The sequence below is a fragment of the Streptomyces sp. NPDC104761 genome, assembly GCF_055583445.1.
On sequence record NZ_JBVJNZ010000001.1, the window covers coordinates 820,725 to 836,750 of the forward strand.

The 16,026-nt window shown below is 70.9% G+C and carries 15 protein-coding genes and 1 riboswitch; of the genes, 7 read left to right on the forward strand and 8 right to left on the reverse strand.

Annotated elements, in window-relative coordinates:
- Positions 1-66 precede the first annotated feature (66 nt).
- A complete protein-coding gene (locus ACZ63F_RS03785) occupies positions 67-1,923 on the forward strand; it encodes a cellulase family glycosylhydrolase (protein WP_469708352.1) in 1,857 nt (618 codons plus the stop codon).
- A gap of 59 nt (positions 1,924-1,982) precedes the next feature.
- On the opposite strand, the gene ACZ63F_RS03790 is transcribed toward ACZ63F_RS03785, so the two are convergent.
- Positions 1,983-3,230, reverse strand: a complete 1,248-nt coding sequence (locus tag ACZ63F_RS03790) for a YncE family protein (RefSeq protein WP_469708354.1) — start codon at positions 3,228-3,230, stop codon at positions 1,983-1,985.
- Between the two features lie 175 nt (positions 3,231-3,405).
- On the opposite strand from ACZ63F_RS03790, the gene ACZ63F_RS03795 reads away from it, so the two are divergent.
- Positions 3,406-4,071 (forward strand): TetR/AcrR family transcriptional regulator, encoded by a 666-nt coding sequence (locus ACZ63F_RS03795; RefSeq protein WP_469708356.1) that lies wholly within the window; start codon positions 3,406-3,408, stop codon positions 4,069-4,071.
- A 77-nt stretch (positions 4,072-4,148) separates the two neighbouring features.
- Here the strand turns inward: ACZ63F_RS03795 and ACZ63F_RS03800 are convergent, their stop codons facing one another.
- Entirely contained in the window at positions 4,149-5,372 is a 1,224-nt protein-coding gene (locus tag ACZ63F_RS03800; protein ID WP_469709319.1) for a glycosyltransferase, read from the reverse strand.
- Between the two features lie 217 nt (positions 5,373-5,589).
- On the opposite strand from ACZ63F_RS03800, the gene ACZ63F_RS03805 reads away from it, so the two are divergent.
- The gene (locus ACZ63F_RS03805; protein WP_469708358.1) at positions 5,590-7,569 is read left to right on the forward strand and encodes a ricin-type beta-trefoil lectin domain protein; all 1,980 of its coding nucleotides are present in this window, start codon (positions 5,590-5,592) and stop codon (positions 7,567-7,569) included.
- 76 nt (positions 7,570-7,645) lie between these two features.
- Here the strand turns inward: ACZ63F_RS03805 and ACZ63F_RS03810 are convergent, their stop codons facing one another.
- Both ACZ63F_RS03810 and ctaD read right to left on the reverse strand, forming a co-directional pair.
- Positions 7,646-7,981 carry a hypothetical protein gene (locus ACZ63F_RS03810; RefSeq protein ID WP_469708360.1) on the reverse strand — a complete coding sequence of 112 codons (336 nt, stop codon included), beginning with the start codon at positions 7,979-7,981 and terminating at the stop codon, positions 7,646-7,648.
- Positions 7,978-9,576 carry an aa3-type cytochrome oxidase subunit I gene (gene ctaD, locus ACZ63F_RS03815; RefSeq protein ID WP_469708362.1) on the reverse strand — a complete coding sequence of 533 codons (1,599 nt, stop codon included), beginning with the start codon at positions 9,574-9,576 and terminating at the stop codon, positions 7,978-7,980. Before ctaD ends, ACZ63F_RS03810 begins: the two co-directional genes overlap by 4 nt.
- Before the next feature lie 105 nt (positions 9,577-9,681).
- Between ctaD and ACZ63F_RS03820 the strand changes: the two genes are divergently transcribed.
- Together ACZ63F_RS03820 and ACZ63F_RS03825 are read left to right on the forward strand one after the other, a co-directional pair.
- Positions 9,682-10,224, forward strand: a complete 543-nt coding sequence (locus tag ACZ63F_RS03820; protein WP_469708364.1) for an RNA polymerase sigma factor — start codon at positions 9,682-9,684, stop codon at positions 10,222-10,224.
- Entirely contained in the window at positions 10,217-11,185 is a 969-nt protein-coding gene (locus ACZ63F_RS03825) for a CU044_5270 family protein (RefSeq protein WP_469708366.1), read from the forward strand. The genes ACZ63F_RS03820 and ACZ63F_RS03825 overlap by 8 nt, the downstream gene beginning before the upstream one ends.
- 3 nt (positions 11,186-11,188) lie before the next feature.
- Here the strand turns inward: ACZ63F_RS03825 and ACZ63F_RS03830 are convergent, their stop codons facing one another.
- Both ACZ63F_RS03830 and ACZ63F_RS03835 read right to left on the reverse strand, forming a co-directional pair.
- Entirely contained in the window at positions 11,189-12,037 is an 849-nt protein-coding gene (locus ACZ63F_RS03830) for a bifunctional 5,10-methylenetetrahydrofolate dehydrogenase/5,10-methenyltetrahydrofolate cyclohydrolase (protein WP_469708368.1), read from the reverse strand.
- Positions 12,038-12,061: 24 nt separating this feature from the next.
- A riboswitch (ZMP/ZTP riboswitch) is annotated at positions 12,062-12,144 on the reverse strand.
- Positions 12,145-12,323: 179 nt separating this feature from the next.
- Complete coding sequence (locus tag ACZ63F_RS03835) at positions 12,324-12,689, reverse strand: nuclear transport factor 2 family protein (protein WP_469708369.1); 366 nt, start codon at positions 12,687-12,689, stop codon at positions 12,324-12,326.
- A 173-nt stretch (positions 12,690-12,862) separates the two neighbouring features.
- Here ACZ63F_RS03835 and ACZ63F_RS03840 point away from each other — a divergent pair, with 173 nt between their 5' ends.
- Complete coding sequence (locus ACZ63F_RS03840; protein ID WP_388712885.1) at positions 12,863-13,159, forward strand: hypothetical protein; 297 nt, start codon at positions 12,863-12,865, stop codon at positions 13,157-13,159.
- 56 nt (positions 13,160-13,215) lie between these two features.
- On the opposite strand, the gene ACZ63F_RS03845 is transcribed toward ACZ63F_RS03840, so the two are convergent.
- Both ACZ63F_RS03845 and ACZ63F_RS03850 read right to left on the reverse strand, forming a co-directional pair.
- On the reverse strand, positions 13,216-14,982 hold the full coding sequence (locus ACZ63F_RS03845; protein ID WP_469708371.1) for an ABC transporter ATP-binding protein: 1,767 nt from the start codon (positions 14,980-14,982) through the stop codon (positions 13,216-13,218).
- Positions 14,983-15,061: 79 nt separating this feature from the next.
- On the reverse strand, positions 15,062-15,643 hold the full coding sequence (locus ACZ63F_RS03850) for a rhodanese-like domain-containing protein (RefSeq protein WP_469708373.1): 582 nt from the start codon (positions 15,641-15,643) through the stop codon (positions 15,062-15,064).
- 91 nt (positions 15,644-15,734) lie between these two features.
- Between ACZ63F_RS03850 and ACZ63F_RS03855 the strand changes: the two genes are divergently transcribed.
- On the forward strand, positions 15,735-16,022 hold the full coding sequence (locus ACZ63F_RS03855; protein WP_382721378.1) for a metal-sensitive transcriptional regulator: 288 nt from the start codon (positions 15,735-15,737) through the stop codon (positions 16,020-16,022).
- The last annotated feature ends 4 nt before the right edge of the window (positions 16,023-16,026 follow it).

Genomic DNA, 16,026 nt, shown 5'->3' on the forward strand with positions numbered 1-16,026 from the left:
CGAACCGGCACTCAACTTACTCGTGAGTCAGAAGTATTGACTGTGTCCGGAAATCACCCGACTGTAATGGACATGACGAATATCCGGGCACGACTGATCGTTGTCCTGGTTGTCCTCTGCGGATTCCTCGCGGTGGCGGGCGCCCCGTCCGCCACCGCGGCCACCCCGTCCGGCTCGCTCTGGTTCGACGGCACCGCGCTCACCGTGCAGAACGGCCGTTTCGTCGACGGCCAGGGCCGCGAGGTCGTGCTGCGCGGCTACAACGTCTCCGGCGAGACCAAGCTGGAGGAGAACAGCGGCCTGCCCTTCGCCTCGGTGGCCGACGCGAAGAAGTCCGCCACCGCGCTGCGCGCCCTCGGCGGCGGCAACGCCGTGCGCCTCCTGCTCTCCTGGGCGCACGCCGAACCCGTCCAGGGGCAGGTCGACACCGCCTACCTGGCCGCCGCGACCGCGCAGATGCAGGCGTTCCTCGACGCCGGCATCCGCGTCTTCCCCGACTTCCACCAGGACCTGTACTCCCGCTACCTGTTCAACTCGGGCAGCTGGTACACCGGCGACGGTGCCCCGAAGTGGGCGGTGGAGCTGGGGGACTACCCGACCGAGTACTGCGGCATCTGCTTCGTCTGGGGACAGAACATCACCCAGAACGCCGCCGTCCAGGACGGCCAGTACGACTTCTGGCACAACAACCACGGCCTCCAGGACGCCTTCCTGGCAACCGCCCAGACCACCATGACCTACCTGGCCCAGCACCTCACGTCCGACGAGTTCGCGGGCGTGGTCGGCTTCGACCCGTACAACGAGCCGTACGCCGGCACCTACGACTCCGGCGAGACCTCCCGCACCTGGGAGCAGAACCGGCTGTGGCCCTTCTACCAGAAGTTCCGCGCCCGGATGGACGCCGCCGGCTGGAGCGGCAAGCCCGCCCTCGTCGAACCGAACCTGTTCTGGAACGGCAACGTCAGCAAGGAGGAGGGCGGCCTGCTGGACGCGGGCACGCTCGGCTCGCGGTACGTCTTCAACACCCACTTCTACGACCAGAAGGCCATCTCCGGCATCCTGATGTGGGGCAACGCCTCCGACGGCCAGTACTCCACCGACTTCGGCACTGTCCGCGACCGCGCCTCGGCGGCCGGAACGGCGGCGATCGTCAGCGAGTTCGGGCATCCGCTGTCCGGCACCACCTCCGGCAAGGCGCCGACCGTCGACAAGGCGATGTACCAGGCCCTCGACTCCCGCCTCTCCGGGGCGAACTGGTGGTCCACCCCGGCCTCCTCCGGACCGGTCCTCTCCGGCACCCAGTGGCAGTGGGACATCTACAGCGGCCGCCACCACGAGCTGATGAACGACAACCCGGACAAGGTCCTCACCTCGGGCGACGCCTGGAACGACGAGGACATGTCGGTCGTGAACACAACCGACTCGGGCACCGTGACGCTCCGCCAGGACGCCCGGCTGCTCGACCGGATCTACCCGTCCGCCACCTCGGGCGCCACCCTCGCCTTCACCTACGAGGACCGCTCCCGGGACGGCTCCACGACCCTGACCTGGAACCCGGTGCCCAGCTCGCTGCCGAACGTGGCCGCGCTGGTCGGCTCCGGCCAGTACGCCGTCCAGGTCTGGCGCTCCGGCAGCACCACCGCACCGACCGAACTGCACCTCCCGGCCTCCTTCACGACCGCGTCCACCACCGTCGTCTCGGACCTGGGCACGGCCTACGCGCCCCCGTCGTACACGTCCTCGACCCCCGTCGGCGTGGCGGCGGAACCGGGCGGGACGGGCAGCCGCCGACTGCTGCTCACCGACTCGGACTCCGGCGTCCTGCACTTCGCGCTGGTGACCAACGGGGCCACCTCGCCCAGCTCCACCGTGCTCGACGCGGCCAGGGCGGAGCTGGCCGCCTGGGTGGCGGCGAAGTTCTGAGCAGGGCTTCGGCCTCCGGGGTGCCGCGCATCCCGGAGACCGAAGGTCCTGGTGGGCCGTCAACCAGTCGCCGCACCGGCCCAGTCGGCCTGTACATGGCCGAGCCGGACGCGCTGCGGGTGGTCGCCGACCGGGACCGAGACCACCTTCTGGCCGGTGCCGAAGTCGATGGCCGTCACCTGGTCGGCGCCGCTCTCCGAGATGATGCAGTCCTTGCCGTCCCCGCTGACCGTGGCCCAGTACGGGGTGGACGCCGTGACGAGCGGCCCTTCCTGGAGTGTGGCGCGGTCGACGATCGTGGCGTAGTTGTCCATCGTCCCGGCGACGCACAGCTTGGTGCCGTCAGGCTTCATCGAGATGCCGTGGTGACGCGAGTCCAGCAGCCAGGTGGTGCGGTCGGTGCTGGTCGCCGGGTTCGCCGGCAGGGTCTTCACCCGGGTGATCTTGTCAGTGGCGATGTCGTACTCCAGGAAGCCGTTGAAGAACGACACCTGGAAGTACATCTTCGACCAGTCGGGCGTGAAGGCCGCGGGCCGGACCGCGTCCGAGAAGTCCGTCAGGCCGATCGCGTCCAGCCGGGCCCGCATGTCGATGGTCTTGACCTGCTTGTAGGTCGTGGCGTCGGCGACGGTGATGTGCCGGTCGCCCTTCGTCCAGTCCCAGATCGGGTCGTCCAGCGAGGTGGTGACCTCGCCGATGGACATGTTCCAGATGTACTTGCCGTCCGGACTGAAGACGTTCTCGTGCGGTTTGTCGCCGGTGGCGAACTCGCCCAGCTCCTTACCGGTGTTGATGTCCAGCACCTGCACCTTGTTCGCGGTGGACGCCGACACCGCGACCTTCGTGCCGTCGGGCGAGACGGCCATGTGGTCGGCGCGGTAACCGGCAACCGGGAACCGCCAGTTGATCGTGTCGGTGGCGAGGTCGATGGAGACGACGTCGGCGAAGCTCGGGCGGGAGACGACCACGGACCTGCCGTCCGGCGTGGAGTACATGTCGTCCACGTACTGGTCGTGGCCCTGGCCGACCTCGTTGCGGATCGACGTGTAGTAGATCCACTTGATGGGGTCGGCGTTGATCTCGGCGATCCGCGCGTCCTTGTCGGGGACGACGTTGATCTGGCCGACCTTGGCGAAGTCGCCGGTCGAGTTCAGGACGGTCGCGGTGCCGTCCCAGTTGTTGCCGACGAACAGCACCTCACGCAGCGACGCGTCGGCCGTGGCGGTCGCGGCGGTCGCGGGCGCGGCGACGGTCAGGACGAGGGCGGCGGCCACGGAGCAAAGGTGCCTGGGTCTGAAAGCAGGCATGACTGCTCTCTCCTCTGAGGGGGGTGGGGACGCGCGCGTGCCGTCGAAGGGTCCCGGAATCTGAACACGGGCGCGTTCAAAAGGAACTTACTGAAAAGTAAGGAAGGGGTCGGTGTCTCCACAAGAGGCGTACGCGAGAAAATCGGTCATCGGGCGGTCGACGGAGGGGGCAATCTTGGCGGGCAGGCTCAAGGCGCCGACGGGTCGCTACGGCGGCCGGTCCGCCGCGGAACGAAAAGCCGACCGGCGCCGGCGCTTCCTGGACGCGGCGCTCCAACTCTTCGGCGACGCACCGGGGTTCCGCGCCACGACGGTCGCCGCGCTGAGCCAGGCGGCCGGCCTGTCGACCCGTCAGTTCTACGAGGAGTTCCACACGCTGGAGGACGTGCTCGCCGCATTGCACCTGGAGGTCAACGGCTGGGCGGAGCAGGCGGTGGCCGACGCGTTCGCCGAGGCGGAACCGCTGCCGCTGGCCGAACGGGTGACGGTGCTGTTCCGGGCTTACGCGCGGGACGTCACGTCGGATCCGCGGCGGATCCGCATCGCCTTCGTGGAGATCATTGGCGTCAGTCCGCGACTGGAGGAGCAGCGGCTGGCGCGGCGGGCACGGTGGGTGGAGCTGATATGCACCGAGGCGAACGCGGCGGTCGCCCGCGGGGACGCGGCGCCGCGGGACTACCGGCTGGCCGCGACGGCGTTCATCGGCAGCGTGAACGGGCTGCTGCACGACTGGAGTGCGGGGAGGGTGGAGGCGACGCTGGACGACGTCGTGGAGGAGCTGGTGCGGTTGCTGGTGGGGATCCTGCGGCCGGAGGGGTGGACGCCGGCGGTCTCGCGGTAGTTGTGTGCCTGCGGATGTATTGGGGCCGGTCGCGCGGTTCCTCCCCCAGCCTTCGGCCGGGGGTACCCCCAGCGTGCCTAAAGCATCGCCAGTGCTGCCGCCACGGGAGCCACGCCGTCCTCCGCCCGGATCCGCTCACCCAACTCCGTTGCCCGCTGGGAGAATCCAGGATCCCGCGTCGCTCGGCGCACAGCTTCCGCGAGCGCGTCCACGCTCAGCCCCCGCAGCGGAACTGCCGTCGGGGCCACCCCGAGGCCCACCAGTCGTGCCGCCCAGAACCCCTCGTCGAACTGGATCGGTACCGGTACCGACGGCACCCCGGCTCGCAGCCCCGCCGCCGTCGTGCCCGCGCCCGCGTGGTGGACCACCGCTGCCATCCGGGGGAACAGGACCGAGTGCGGCATCTCGCCGATGGTCAGCATGTCGTCGCCGTCGGCCGCCAGACCGCCCCAGCCGCGCTGGATCACTCCGCGCAGCCCGGCCCTCCGCAGCGCTGCCACGACCTGCCCGCTCAGGTGCTCGGCGTCGGGCACCGTTGCGCTGCCGAGGCCGACGAACACGGGTGGCGGCCCTGCCTCCAGGAACGCCCGCACATCGTCGGGGAGCTGAGGATCACCGTCGTACGGCCACCAGTAACCGCACACCCCGAGGCCCTGGCGCCAGTCGCGCGGGCGGGGAACCACCAGGGGGCTGAAGCCGTGCTGGACGGGCCACAGCCGGCGCTCCCTGGCCCGGCGGGCGGCGCCCGAGCGCTGCGGGGGCAGGGTCAGGCGGGTGCGCAGGGCGGGGACGGTGGACGCGAAGACCTGCTCCACCGCCAGGTTCACCCCGTGCCCTGCGATCCGGTTCCCGGTGGCCCCCCAGGTGCCGCCGCCGAGTACGGGAGGTGCGAACTCCCGGGTGGTGGCGAGTGGCTGGAGGTAGACGCCCATGCTCGGCAGCCGTAGGCCCTCCGCGATCGTGTGGCCGATCGGGGCCAGGGAGCCGGACAGCAGGAGTACATCGCTGGTCTGTGCGGCCGCGAGCAGGTCGTCGGTCATCCTGCCGACCAGCCGCCGGGCCAGCTCCACCACCCGCAGCAGTTTCCCGACCCCGCTGGCGCTGCGGTGCAGCCCGCGGCCCCGCGTGGACTCCAGCTCGGTCCGGGGATCGACCGGCAGGGGGTGGAAGCCGACTCCGGAACCCTCGACCAGCCCCGCGAATCGTCCGTGGGTGACCAGGGTGACCTCGTGTCCGGCGCGGCTCAGCCCGTACCCGAGTCCGGTGTAGGGGGCCACGTCGCCCCGCGAGCCCGCCGTCATGATCGCTACGCGCACGACCAGCAGTATGGCGGCGCGCAGGCCCCCGTGGCGTGAACGACCCGCAGGGAAGGGCGACTTCACGCCTGTCACAGCCGTTGACTTCACCCTCCGGGGGCCCTACGGTCGGCGCGCTGACGTGTTCGGGTCACCGATCTGAGTTCGATATGTCGAACACGCATGAGTCGTACCCCCTCGTGCACCCCCATGGAGGAGCCGCATGTACCCCCCGCCCAGACCGACCGGCAGCGGTCTCGTACGACACTTGTGGGCCGCCGCCGTACGCACCCTCGCCCTGGCCCTCACGGCCGCCGCCGCCCTGCTCTTCGCCGTGCCGGGACCGGCGCAGGCGGCGACGGCCCGGCAGATCGCGGTGCCCGCCGCCCCGATGGGCTGGGCCTCCTGGAACAGCTTCGCGGCGAAGATCGACTACGACGTCATCAAGGCGCAGGTCGACGCGTTCGTCGCGGCCGGGCTCCCGGCCGCCGGCTACAAGTACATCAACATCGACGAGGGCTGGTGGCAGGGCACCCGGGACAGCGCCGGCAACATCACCGTCGACACGAGTGAGTGGCCCGGCGGCATGAGCGCCATCGCCGACTACATCCACAGCAAGGGCCTGAAGGCCGGCATCTACACCGACGCGGGCGCCAACGGCTGCGGCTACTACTACCCGACCGGCCGCCCCGCCGCCGCCGACACCGGCAGCGAGGGGCACTACGCCCAGGACATGCTCCAGTTCTCGGAGTGGGGCTTCGACTTCGTGAAGGTCGACTGGTGCGGCGGCGACGCCGAAGGCCTGGACGCGGCCACCACGTACAAGTCGATCAGCTCGGCCGTCGCCACGGCCGCGGCCACCACCGGCCGCCCGCTGACCCTCTCCGTCTGCAACTGGGGCTACCAGAACACCTGGAACTGGGCGCCGGGCCTCGCCCCCATGTGGCGGACCAGCACGGACATCTACTACTACGGCGGCACGGCGTCGCAGTCGGCGGTGCTGTCCAACTTCGACCAGACCCTGCACCCGGCCGCCCAGCACACCGGCTACTACAACGACCCCGACATGCTCACCGTCGGCATGTCCGGCCTCACGGCGGCCCAGAACCGCACCCACATGGCCCTGTGGGCGATCTCCGGCGCCCCGCTGCTCGCCGGCAACGACCTCACCACCATGACCAGCGAGACGGCGGCCATCCTCAAGAACTCCGACGTCGTCGCCGTCGACCAGGACCCGCGCGGCCTCCAGGGCCTCAAGGTCGCCGAGGACACCACCGGCCTGCAGGTCTACGGCAAAGTCCTCTCCGGCACCGGCAACCGCGCGGTCGTCCTCCTCAACCGCACCTCCGCCGCCCAGAACATCACCGTCCGCTGGTCGGACCTCGGCCTGACCGGCGCCTCGGCGACCGTGCGCGACCTGTGGGCGCAGACGGACCTCGGCTCGTACGCGACGAGTTACACCACGAGCGTCCCGGCCGGCGGCTCGGTGATGCTGAAGGTCAGCGGCGGCACGGAGGCGTCGGGTACGAGTTACAGCGCGTCCTCCACCGGCAAGTACACCGGCGTCGGCGCCGCGAGCACCGGGCTGGACGTCGTCGACGTCGCCTACACCAACACCGGCTCCACCGCCGTCACCGGCACCCTCCAGGTCAACGGCCAGACCGCCACGACGGTGTCCTTCCCGCCGACCGGGTCCTCGCAGGGCACCGTGTCCGTGCAGGTCGACCTGAGCCAGGGATCGACCAACGCGCTGACTTTCAGCGGGAGTTCGCTGCCCGCGCTCGGCGCGATCACGGTAAGCCCGATCCCCGGCACCAACGGCAGCCTGCTCGTCGGCAAGCAGTCCGGCCGCTGTGCCGACGTCTACGACAACACCATCACCAACGGCACGCAGGCCGAGATCTGGGACTGCAACGGCGGCCAGAACCAGGCCTGGACGTACACCTCCCGCAAGGAGTTCGTGGTGTACGGCAACAAGTGCCTGGACGCCTACAACCAGGGCACGGTCAACGGCACCAAGGTCGTCATCTGGGACTGCAACGGGCAGAACAACCAGAAGTGGAACGTGAACTCGGACGGGACGATCACGAACGTGAACGCCGGGTTGTGCCTGGACGTGTATGGCGCGGCCACCGGCAACGGGTCGTCGCTGGTGCTGTGGACCTGCAATGGCGGGAGCAATCAGCAGTGGAGCCGGAGTTGATGCGGTAGTTCCTCGGGCGCGGGTGGACTGTGACTGGTCGCGCAGTTCGCCGCGCCCCTTGGGGGCGCGTCAGTGTTCAGGCCGACAGTGAGATCAGGGCAGTTGACGCCAACAGGGCACAGGCGAGGACGAAGCCGGCGACGAGTCGCAGTCGTAGAGCCCGGTATCTGTGCTCGTACTCCTGCCTCAGCGTCTGTGCGCGCAGCGCCGCACGCTGCCAGGTCATGTGAGCCAATGCCACGTACTCGGTCTCGAAATGCCGCTCAAGATCCGCCCGTTGGCTGTCCGTGAGCCATTCGAAGTGGTCCGCGAGCCGTGCCGCGGCCCTCCGGCCCTCCTCCCTCGTCGCCGCCAGCAGCAGATGCCCCTCCACCTGGGCCACCAGCGCCCGTTCCTCCTCCCGTGCCGTCATCGCGTGCTCAACTCCCGCTCCACGGGGGCGTGATGCAGGTCGAACGCCGGGGACTCGCTGCAGATCCGGGGGAGGGAGACGAAGTTGTGGCGCGGGGGTGGGCACGACGTCGCCCACTCCAGGGAGCGTCCGTAGCCCCACGGGTCGTCCGACTCCACCTTCTCCCCGTACTTGGCGGTCTTCCAGACGTTGTAGAAGAACGGCAGCAGCGACGAGCCCAGCAGGAACGAGAAGATGGTCGAGACCGTGTTGAGGGTGGCGAACCCCTCGGCCGCGAGGTAGTCGGGGATCCGGCGCTGCATTCCCTCGGCGCCCAGCCAGTGCTGGACCAGGAACGTGCCGTGGAAGCCGATGAACAGGGTCCAGAAGGTGATCCTGCCGAGGCGCTCGTCGAGCATCTTTCCGGTGAACTTGGGCCACCAGAAGTGGAATCCGGCGAACATCGCGAAGACGACCGTACCGAAGACCACGTAGTGGAAGTGGGCGACGACGAAGTACGAGTCGGAGACGTGGAAGTCGATCGGCGGGGACGCGAGCATCACGCCGGTCAGGCCGCCGAAGACGAACGTCACCAGGAAGCCCATGGTCCACAGCATGGGCGTCTCGAAGGACAGCGAGCCCTGCCACATCGTGCCGATCCAGTTGAAGAACTTCACTCCCGTCGGGACGGCGATCAGGAAGGTCATGAAGGAGAAGAAGGGGAGGAGGACACCACCGGTGACGTACATGTGGTGGGCCCACACGGTCACGGACAGACCGGCGATCGAGATGGTCGCGGCCACCAGACCCATGTAGCCGAACATCGGCTTGCGGGAGAAGACCGGGATGACCTCGCTGATGATGCCGAAGAACGGCAGCGCGATGATGTAGACCTCCGGGTGGCCGAAGAACCAGAACAGGTGCTGCCAGAGCAGTGCCCCGCCGTTGGCCGCGTCGAAGACGTGGGCGCCGAACTTGCGGTCCGCCTCCAGGGCGAACAGGGCCGCGGCCAGGACGGGGAAGGCGAGCAGGACCAGGACGGCGGTGAGGAGAACGTTCCAGACGAAGATCGGCATCCGGAACATGGTCATGCCGGGGGCGCGCATGCAGATGATCGTGGTGATGAAGTTGACCGCGCCGAGGATGGTGCCGAAGCCGGAGAAGGCCAGACCCATGATCCACATGTCGGCGCCGATCCCCGGGGTGCGGACCGAGTCCGAGAGCGGGGCGTAGGCGAACCAGCCGAAGTCCGCCGCGCCCTGCGGGGTGAGGAAGCCGCCCACCGCGATGGTGGAGCCGAGCAGGTACAGCCAGTAGGCCAGCATGTTCAGGCGGGGGAAGGCCACGTCCGGGGCGCCGATCTGGAGCGGCATGATCCAGTTCGCGAATCCGGCGAACAGCGGGGTCGCGAACATCAGCAGCATGATCGTGCCGTGCATCGTGAACGCCTGGTTGAACTGCTCGTTCGACATGATCTGCAGACCGGGGCGAGCGAGCTCGGCACGCATCAGCAGCGCCATCACACCGCCGATCAGGAAGAACGAGAACGCCGTGACCAGGTACAGCGTCCCGATCGTCTTGTGATCCGTGGTCGTCAGCCACTTGAGGTTCCTCATGCCCCGCCTGTGTCCGGCCTGTGCCCACCGGTCACACTTGACGGATGCGACGAGCGTCACGGAGCGGGGTGTGACGCTCGGGGAGGTGCCGGACAAGAACGGGACATGAGCAACGACGAGATCTTCGCCGCTGCCTATCGCGAGCACTACTGGGCGGTCAGCCGCTATGTCGCGCGGCGACTGGACGGGCGGGCCGGCGAGGTGGAGGAAGTGGTGGCGGAGGTGTTCACGGTGGCCTGGCGCCGGCGCGCCGACCTGCCGGCGGTCCCGCTGCCCTGGCTGTACGGCGTGGCACGCAACTGCCTCGCCAACGCGGTACGCGGATACGGGCGCCGGCGCCGGCTGCTGGACCGGCTGGGCAACGACCAGACCGCCCACGCACGGCACATCGTGGCCGCCCCGGACAGCGAGCACCCCGGCGCCTGGGTGCACGACGCGCTGGCCAGGCTGTCGCCGGCCGACCAGGAGGTGCTGCGGCTGGCCGCCTGGGAGGAGCTCGCGGCCGACGAGATCGCGGTCGTCCTGGGCTGCGGCGGCCGGGCGGCGGCCATGCGGCTGCACCGCGCCCGCCACCGGCTCAGAGCCGAGATCGACCGAATGCGCCCACCCGCCGCCGAGGCCCTTTCCGAGGAACACCGCCATGGCTGACGAACTCGACCTGCTGCGCGCCGCCGACCCGGTGCCCGCCGACGGCCCCCACTTCGGCGACGGCCCCCTGGACCACACCGCCGAACGGCACCTCGGCCGGCTCCTGTCCGACACCCGCCCCGGCCGCCGGACCTGGGCCCGGCCCCGCCTGCTGTGGGGGCTGACCGCGGCCGCCGTCGTGACGGCCACCACGCTGACCTTGCTGCTCGGCGGACCCTCGGGCGCCCCGGCCGTCGCCGCACCCCGGCCGCTGACCGTCCACGCCCACTCCACCGCCGTACCGCTCGCCCAGGTCGCGCGACTCGCCGCCGTGGCCGCCACGGACGGCTCCCCGGCGCTGCTCCGGGGCACCCATGTGCAGTCCTGGAGCCTGGCCATGAGTGACGACGGCCCGCCCGTCACCCTGCCCGAGGAGCGTGTGGTGCGGTGGCGGGCGGACGGCACGCACACCGAGGTGGTCGTGGCGACGGACCCGGACCACGCGGGCCGGCCCGTCCTGACCGACGCGGGCCGGGTCGAGGACGGCCATGTGCTCAGCCGGCGGACGTTCCCGCCGATGTGGGGCGACGCCCCGCCCCTGTCCACACCCCCGCACGACCCCGCGAAGCTCCGCGCGTACCTCACCGACCTGATCCACGGCGACACCCTTGCCACGCCCGGACTCCTCGACGCCACAGCGGAGTTGCTGGACAACTGGACGCTCGGGGCGCGCGAGTCGGCGGCCCTGGCCGATCTGCTCGCCCACGCGAAGGGGCTGCGGCCCGCCGGCCAGGTCACCGACCGGCTGGGCCGCACCGGGCAGGCCTACGTCTTCGACGAGGGCAACGGCGGACGGCGGATGCTGATCCTGGACCCGGCCACCGGCGCCGTACTCGGCCTGGAGACCACCTTCACCCGGGACGACCCCGAGTACGGCGTGCGGGCCGGGGACGTCATGGAGTACCGCGCCTGGCTGCGCTGACCCTCACGCCCCGAGCTGCCGGGCGGCCGCCGCCACCGTCTGCTCCAGCAGCACGGCGATCGTCATCGGGCCGACCCCGCCCGGCACCGGCGTGATCAGCGAGGCCCGCTCGACGGCGGTGTCGAAGTCGACGTCGCCGACGTTGCCCTCGTTGTAGCCGGCGTCGAGCACGACCGCGCCCGGCTTGAGGTCCCGGCCCCCGATCAGCCGGGGCCGGCCGACGGCCGCGACCACGATGTCCGCCTCACGGACGACCGCCGACAGGTCCCGGGTGCGGGAGTGGCAGTAGGTGACGGTGGCGTCTCGCGCGAGCAGCAGCATGCCGGCCGGCTTGCCCAGGATCGCGCTGCGGCCCACGACCACCGCCCGCTTCCCGGCCGGGTCGACGTCGTACGCGTCGAGCAGGCGCAGCATGCCGCCGGGGGTGCAGGAGACGAAGCCCGGCAGGCCGAAGCTCATCGTCGCGAACGACGCGAAGGTCACGCCGTCCACGTCCTTCTCCGGCGCGATCGCCTCGAACGCGGCCCGCTCGTCGACGTGTTCGCCGACCGGGTGCTGGAGCAGGATGCCGTGTACCGCCGGGTCGGCCGACAACTCCCGGAGCCTGCCGACGAGTTCGGCGGTGGTCGTGGTGGCGGGCAGGGCCACGTGGCGGGAGGCGATGCCCGCCTTGCGACTGCGGTTCTGCTTCATCCGGACGTAGGTGACGGAGGCGGGGTCCTCGCCGACCAGCACGGTCGCCAGACACGGCGTGACACCGGTTCGTGCGGTGAGATCGGCGGCCTGCTGCGCGGCCTTCTCGACGATCCGGCGGGCGACGGCGGTTCCGTCCATGAGACGGGCCTGGGTCATGCGGCACTCCTGAGCTGGTTCGACCTTGATCGCCCAGGCGCACGGCAACGACAGTGCGGGCCGCTCCCCGGTGGTGCTCCACCTCAGCGCCAGTCACGGCCCGCCTTCAGGGTAGCCGAGACGTTCGGCGTTTCCGGCGGCAGTGCGTCGTCCGCAGGAGCGCCCGCAGCAGCGCCGTGCACGCGCGAGGCCGCGGGCGGCGGGCGGCGGGCGTGCCCCAGCGTCGCCCGCGCCGAAAAGGTCCAGGTCGGCCACGGGCTGACCTGGACCCTCCCAGTCCTGGCGACTACTCGTCCCATGCCTGGATCATGATCTGTTCGGCGATCTTGCCGTCGCGCAGCGTGATCATCGACTCGGCGAGCACCCGGACCCCGTCCGCGTACTCGCAGGACTCGCTGTAGGCGGCCTTGTCGCCCTGGACGATGCACTGGTCCAGGGTGTGCGTCATGTCGCGGCTGTAGACGTCGTCCAGCATCGCGGCGATGTCCTGGCGGCCGTGCAGGACCTTGGGGTGGCTGGGCTGGGTGTTGCGGTCGATGATGCGGATCTCCGCGTCGTCCGCGTAGAGCGCCAGAAGACTGTTCCCGGTGTTCCCCTCTATCGCCCGGCGCAGCGTGGCAGTGTCGAACGTGGAACCGGTCGCGGTGCCCATGGTGACCTCCTGCGGGAGCCCGCGACCCGATGCGGAGCGGGCCGCGCGAGCCCCTCACATCGAGCGTCCCGCGCGCCGCCCGGCTCGGCAAGCGCAGGCCGCGCGCTCCGCCTTGCGGGTGAGGCCAACCGGCTGCCCGTGTCCGGCCCGGTGCCGGGGCCGTTGCTGAGGACATGATCTCAACACGACGTATCGTCGCCGCCGTCGGCCTTGCCGTCGGGGTCACCGGCCTCGCCGCGCCGCTGGCGAACGCGGCCGACGCGGGCGCGCAGCACCCCGGCAAGCTCACCGCGCTCGGTGTGCTGGACTCGGTCTCCCGCAGCGACATCCCGGCCGAGTACCGGGGCAAGATGCCGAAGGTCTCGGAGCAGGTCCAGGGGCTGAACGGACTCCACAAGCTCGGCGAACTGCACCAGGTCACCGACCTGGCCGCGCCCGCCACGGGGCTGCTGCCGGGCATCGAGGCCTGACCGCGCCGCACACCGAGGGCCGTCCCGGCAGGGGCGGCCCTTCCGGTTCCTCGTCCTCAGTGCTCCGAGGCCAGGAACTGCGTCGCCGCCAGCTCCGCGTACAGCGGGTCCGCCGCCACCAGCTCCCGGTGCGTGCCCACCGCACGGACCCGGCCCGCGTCCATGACGACGATCCGGTCCGCCATGGTCACCGTCGACAGCCGGTGCGCGACCACCAGCACCGTGGTCGACCGTGCCACGTCGGCGACGGTGTCCCGGAGCGCCGCCTCGTTCACCGCGTCCAGCTGCGAGGTGGCCTCGTCCAGCAGCAGCAGCCGGGGCCTGCGCAGCAACGCCCTGGCGATCGCGACCCGTTGGCGCTCCCCGCCGGACAGCTTGGTGCCGCGATGGCCGACCAGGGTCTGCAGCCCCTGCGGCAGCCGGGCCACCAGGCCGTCGAGCCGGGTCGTCTTCAGCACCCGCGCGACCGCGTCCTCGTCCGCCTCCGGGTTGCCGAGGAGCAGGTTGTCCTTCAGCGAGCCCGACAGCACCGGGGCGTCCTGCTCGACGTACCCGATGGCCGAACGCAGCAGCGGCAGTTCCCAGTCGGCGACCGGACGGCCGTCCACGGCGATCGTGCCGGACTCGGGGTCGTAGAACCGCTCGATCAGTGAGAAGACGGTGGTCTTGCCCGCCCCGGACGGTCCGACGAACGCCGTCATGCCCCGCGCGGGGACGTCGAAGCTGACACCGTGGTGGACGTACGGCAGGTCGTCCGCGTAGCGGAAGCGTACGTCGGTGAAGGCGACCGTGGCCGGTTCGGTGCCGGTGGCCGGCAACTCGGCGGGCCGGGACACGGGTTCGGCGGGCAGCCGCAGCGCCTCCTGGATCCGGGCGAGCGCGCCGGCGCCGGTCTGGTACTGGGTGATCGCCCCGACGACCTGCTGGATCGGCTGCATCAGATAGAAGACGTAGAGCAGGAACGCCACCAGCGTGCCCACCCCGATCGCACCGGTCGCCACCCGCGCCCCGCCCACCGCGAGCACGGTGATGAACGCCAGTTGCATCGCGAGCCCCGCCGTGTTCCCCGCGGCGGCCGACCACTTGGCGGCCCGCACGCTCTGCCGCCAGGACTCCTCGGCGGCCTCGTGCAGGGCGCGTTCCTCCCGGTGTTCGGCGCCGGACGCCTTCACCGTGCGCAGCGCGCCCAGGACCCGCTCCAGCGAGGCCCCCATCACTCCGACCGCGTCCTGTGCCCGGCGGCTCGCCCGGTTGATGCGCGGCACGATCGTGCCCAGCACGGTGCCCGCCAGGGCGATCACGACGAGGGTGACGGCAAGCAGCACGGGATCGACCACCCCCATCATCACCACGGTGGCGACCAGGGTGAGACCGCCGGTGCCCAGCGCGACCAGCGAGTCCGTGGTGACCTCGCGCAGCAGGGTGGTGTCCGAGGTGATCCGCGCCATCAGGTCGCCGGGCTCGGTCCGGTCCACGGCGGTGATCCGGAGCCTGAGCAGATACGACGACAGGGTGCGCCGCGCCCCGAGCACCACCGACTCCGCGGTGCGCCGCAGGACGTACGAACCCAGTGCGCCCACCCCGGCGTTGGCGACCACGAGACCCGCCATCGCGAGCAACTCGCCCGTGATGGAACGGTCGTGGGACAGGTCGTCGATCAACCCCCGGGCCACCAGCGGCAGCAGCAGCCCGGTCGCACCCGTCACCAGGGAGAGCAGCGCACCGGCCAGCAGGGCCCGGCGGTGCGGCCGGACGTAGGAGAGCAGCAGCCGGAACACGGGCTCACCGGGCTGTCCCGTCGGAAGTGCGTCAGCGGCGGTCACGGTGCTCCTCGTCCCGGCGGCGGGCGGCGCCCTCCGACGCCCCCAGGCTACGACGGCCGCTCCCGGTACCGGGGCCCGGTCAGCCACGGGCGGAACCGAGCCTCGCCAGGGTCGCGTCGAGGTCGGCCGGACGCGGCCTGTTGTGAGGCAGCTTCGACAGGACCGCGGCCATCCCGCAGGTGTCGGTGAGCGCCGAGAACACCAGGCCGCCCGCGACCCCCGCCGACAGCAGCAGCCCGGCCGGATGCAGGAGCCCGAGGCCCAGGCCCGCGAGGACGGCGGATCCGGCGGTGAACCGCACTTGGCGCTCCATGGCCCAGGTCGCAGGGGAACCGCCCTGTGGCCGGTGCAGTTCGTGACCGCGCTCGGCCCAGCCGCGGGTGCCGCCGGTGAGGGTGGCGGCCGGGATGCCGTGCTCGGCGAGGACCGCCCGGGCACGCTCGGCCCGCGCGCCCGAGGCACAGACCAGGAGGAGCCCGCCGTCCGCCGTGCGGAGCGCGGGCAGGGCCCGGTGCAGGGTGTCCAGGGGGATGTTGTGGGCGCCGGGCACATGGCCGGTGGCGTACTCGCCGGGTGTGCGGACGTCGACGACGGTCAGCTCCGGCAGGCGGGCGAGGGCCTGGGCGGGCGTGAGATCCGGGTCCGGGGGAGCAGAGGTCATGGCGGGTGCGATCCTTCCTTGCAGTGATGAGCGACGGGGTCGCCCGAGGGGCGGGTAACATACCCCTACGGGTATGTGAGGAGTGGTGGTCGTGGAGCTTCAGTTCGAGGGCGACGAGCTCAAGTCGGTGCTGAACCGGCTGCGCCGGGCGCAGGGGCAGATCTCCGGCGTGATCAAGATGATCGAGGAGGGCCGCGACTGCGAGGACGTGGTCACTCAGCTCGCCGCCGCCTCGCGAGCCCTGGACCGGGCGGGCTTCGCGATCATCGCGACCGGGCTGCAGCAGTGCATCGTCGACCCCGCCCGGAGCGGGGCGGACGGTGAGACGACCGCGCAGATGAAGGCGCGGCTGGAGAAGCTGTTCCTGTCGCTGGCTTGAGCCG

Excerpts from the sequence above, each read along its gene's own strand:
- ACZ63F_RS03850 (WP_469708373.1), bottom strand. The coding sequence starts at position 15,643 with ATGACCTCTGCTCCCCCGGACCCGGATCTCACGCCCGCCCAGGCCCTC.
- ACZ63F_RS03835 (WP_469708369.1), bottom strand. The coding sequence starts at position 12,689 with ATGGGCACCGCGACCGGTTCCACGTTCGACACTGCCACGCTGCGCCGG.
- ACZ63F_RS03810 (WP_469708360.1), bottom strand. The coding sequence starts at position 7,981 with ATGACGGCACGGGAGGAGGAACGGGCGCTGGTGGCCCAGGTGGAGGGG.
- ACZ63F_RS03820 (WP_469708364.1), top strand. The coding sequence starts at position 9,682 with ATGAGCAACGACGAGATCTTCGCCGCTGCCTATCGCGAGCACTACTGG.
- ACZ63F_RS03800 (WP_469709319.1), bottom strand. The coding sequence starts at position 5,372 with ATGACGGCGGGCTCGCGGGGCGACGTGGCCCCCTACACCGGACTCGGG.
- ACZ63F_RS03840 (WP_388712885.1), top strand. The coding sequence starts at position 12,863 with ATGATCTCAACACGACGTATCGTCGCCGCCGTCGGCCTTGCCGTCGGG.
- ACZ63F_RS03830 (WP_469708368.1), bottom strand. The coding sequence starts at position 12,037 with ATGACCCAGGCCCGTCTCATGGACGGAACCGCCGTCGCCCGCCGGATC.
- ctaD (WP_469708362.1), bottom strand. The coding sequence starts at position 9,576 with ATGAGGAACCTCAAGTGGCTGACGACCACGGATCACAAGACGATCGGG.
- ACZ63F_RS03790 (WP_469708354.1), bottom strand. The coding sequence starts at position 3,230 with ATGCCTGCTTTCAGACCCAGGCACCTTTGCTCCGTGGCCGCCGCCCTC.
- ACZ63F_RS03805 (WP_469708358.1), top strand. The coding sequence starts at position 5,590 with ATGTACCCCCCGCCCAGACCGACCGGCAGCGGTCTCGTACGACACTTG.
- ACZ63F_RS03785 (WP_469708352.1), top strand. The coding sequence starts at position 67 with ATGGACATGACGAATATCCGGGCACGACTGATCGTTGTCCTGGTTGTC.
- ACZ63F_RS03825 (WP_469708366.1), top strand. The coding sequence starts at position 10,217 with ATGGCTGACGAACTCGACCTGCTGCGCGCCGCCGACCCGGTGCCCGCC.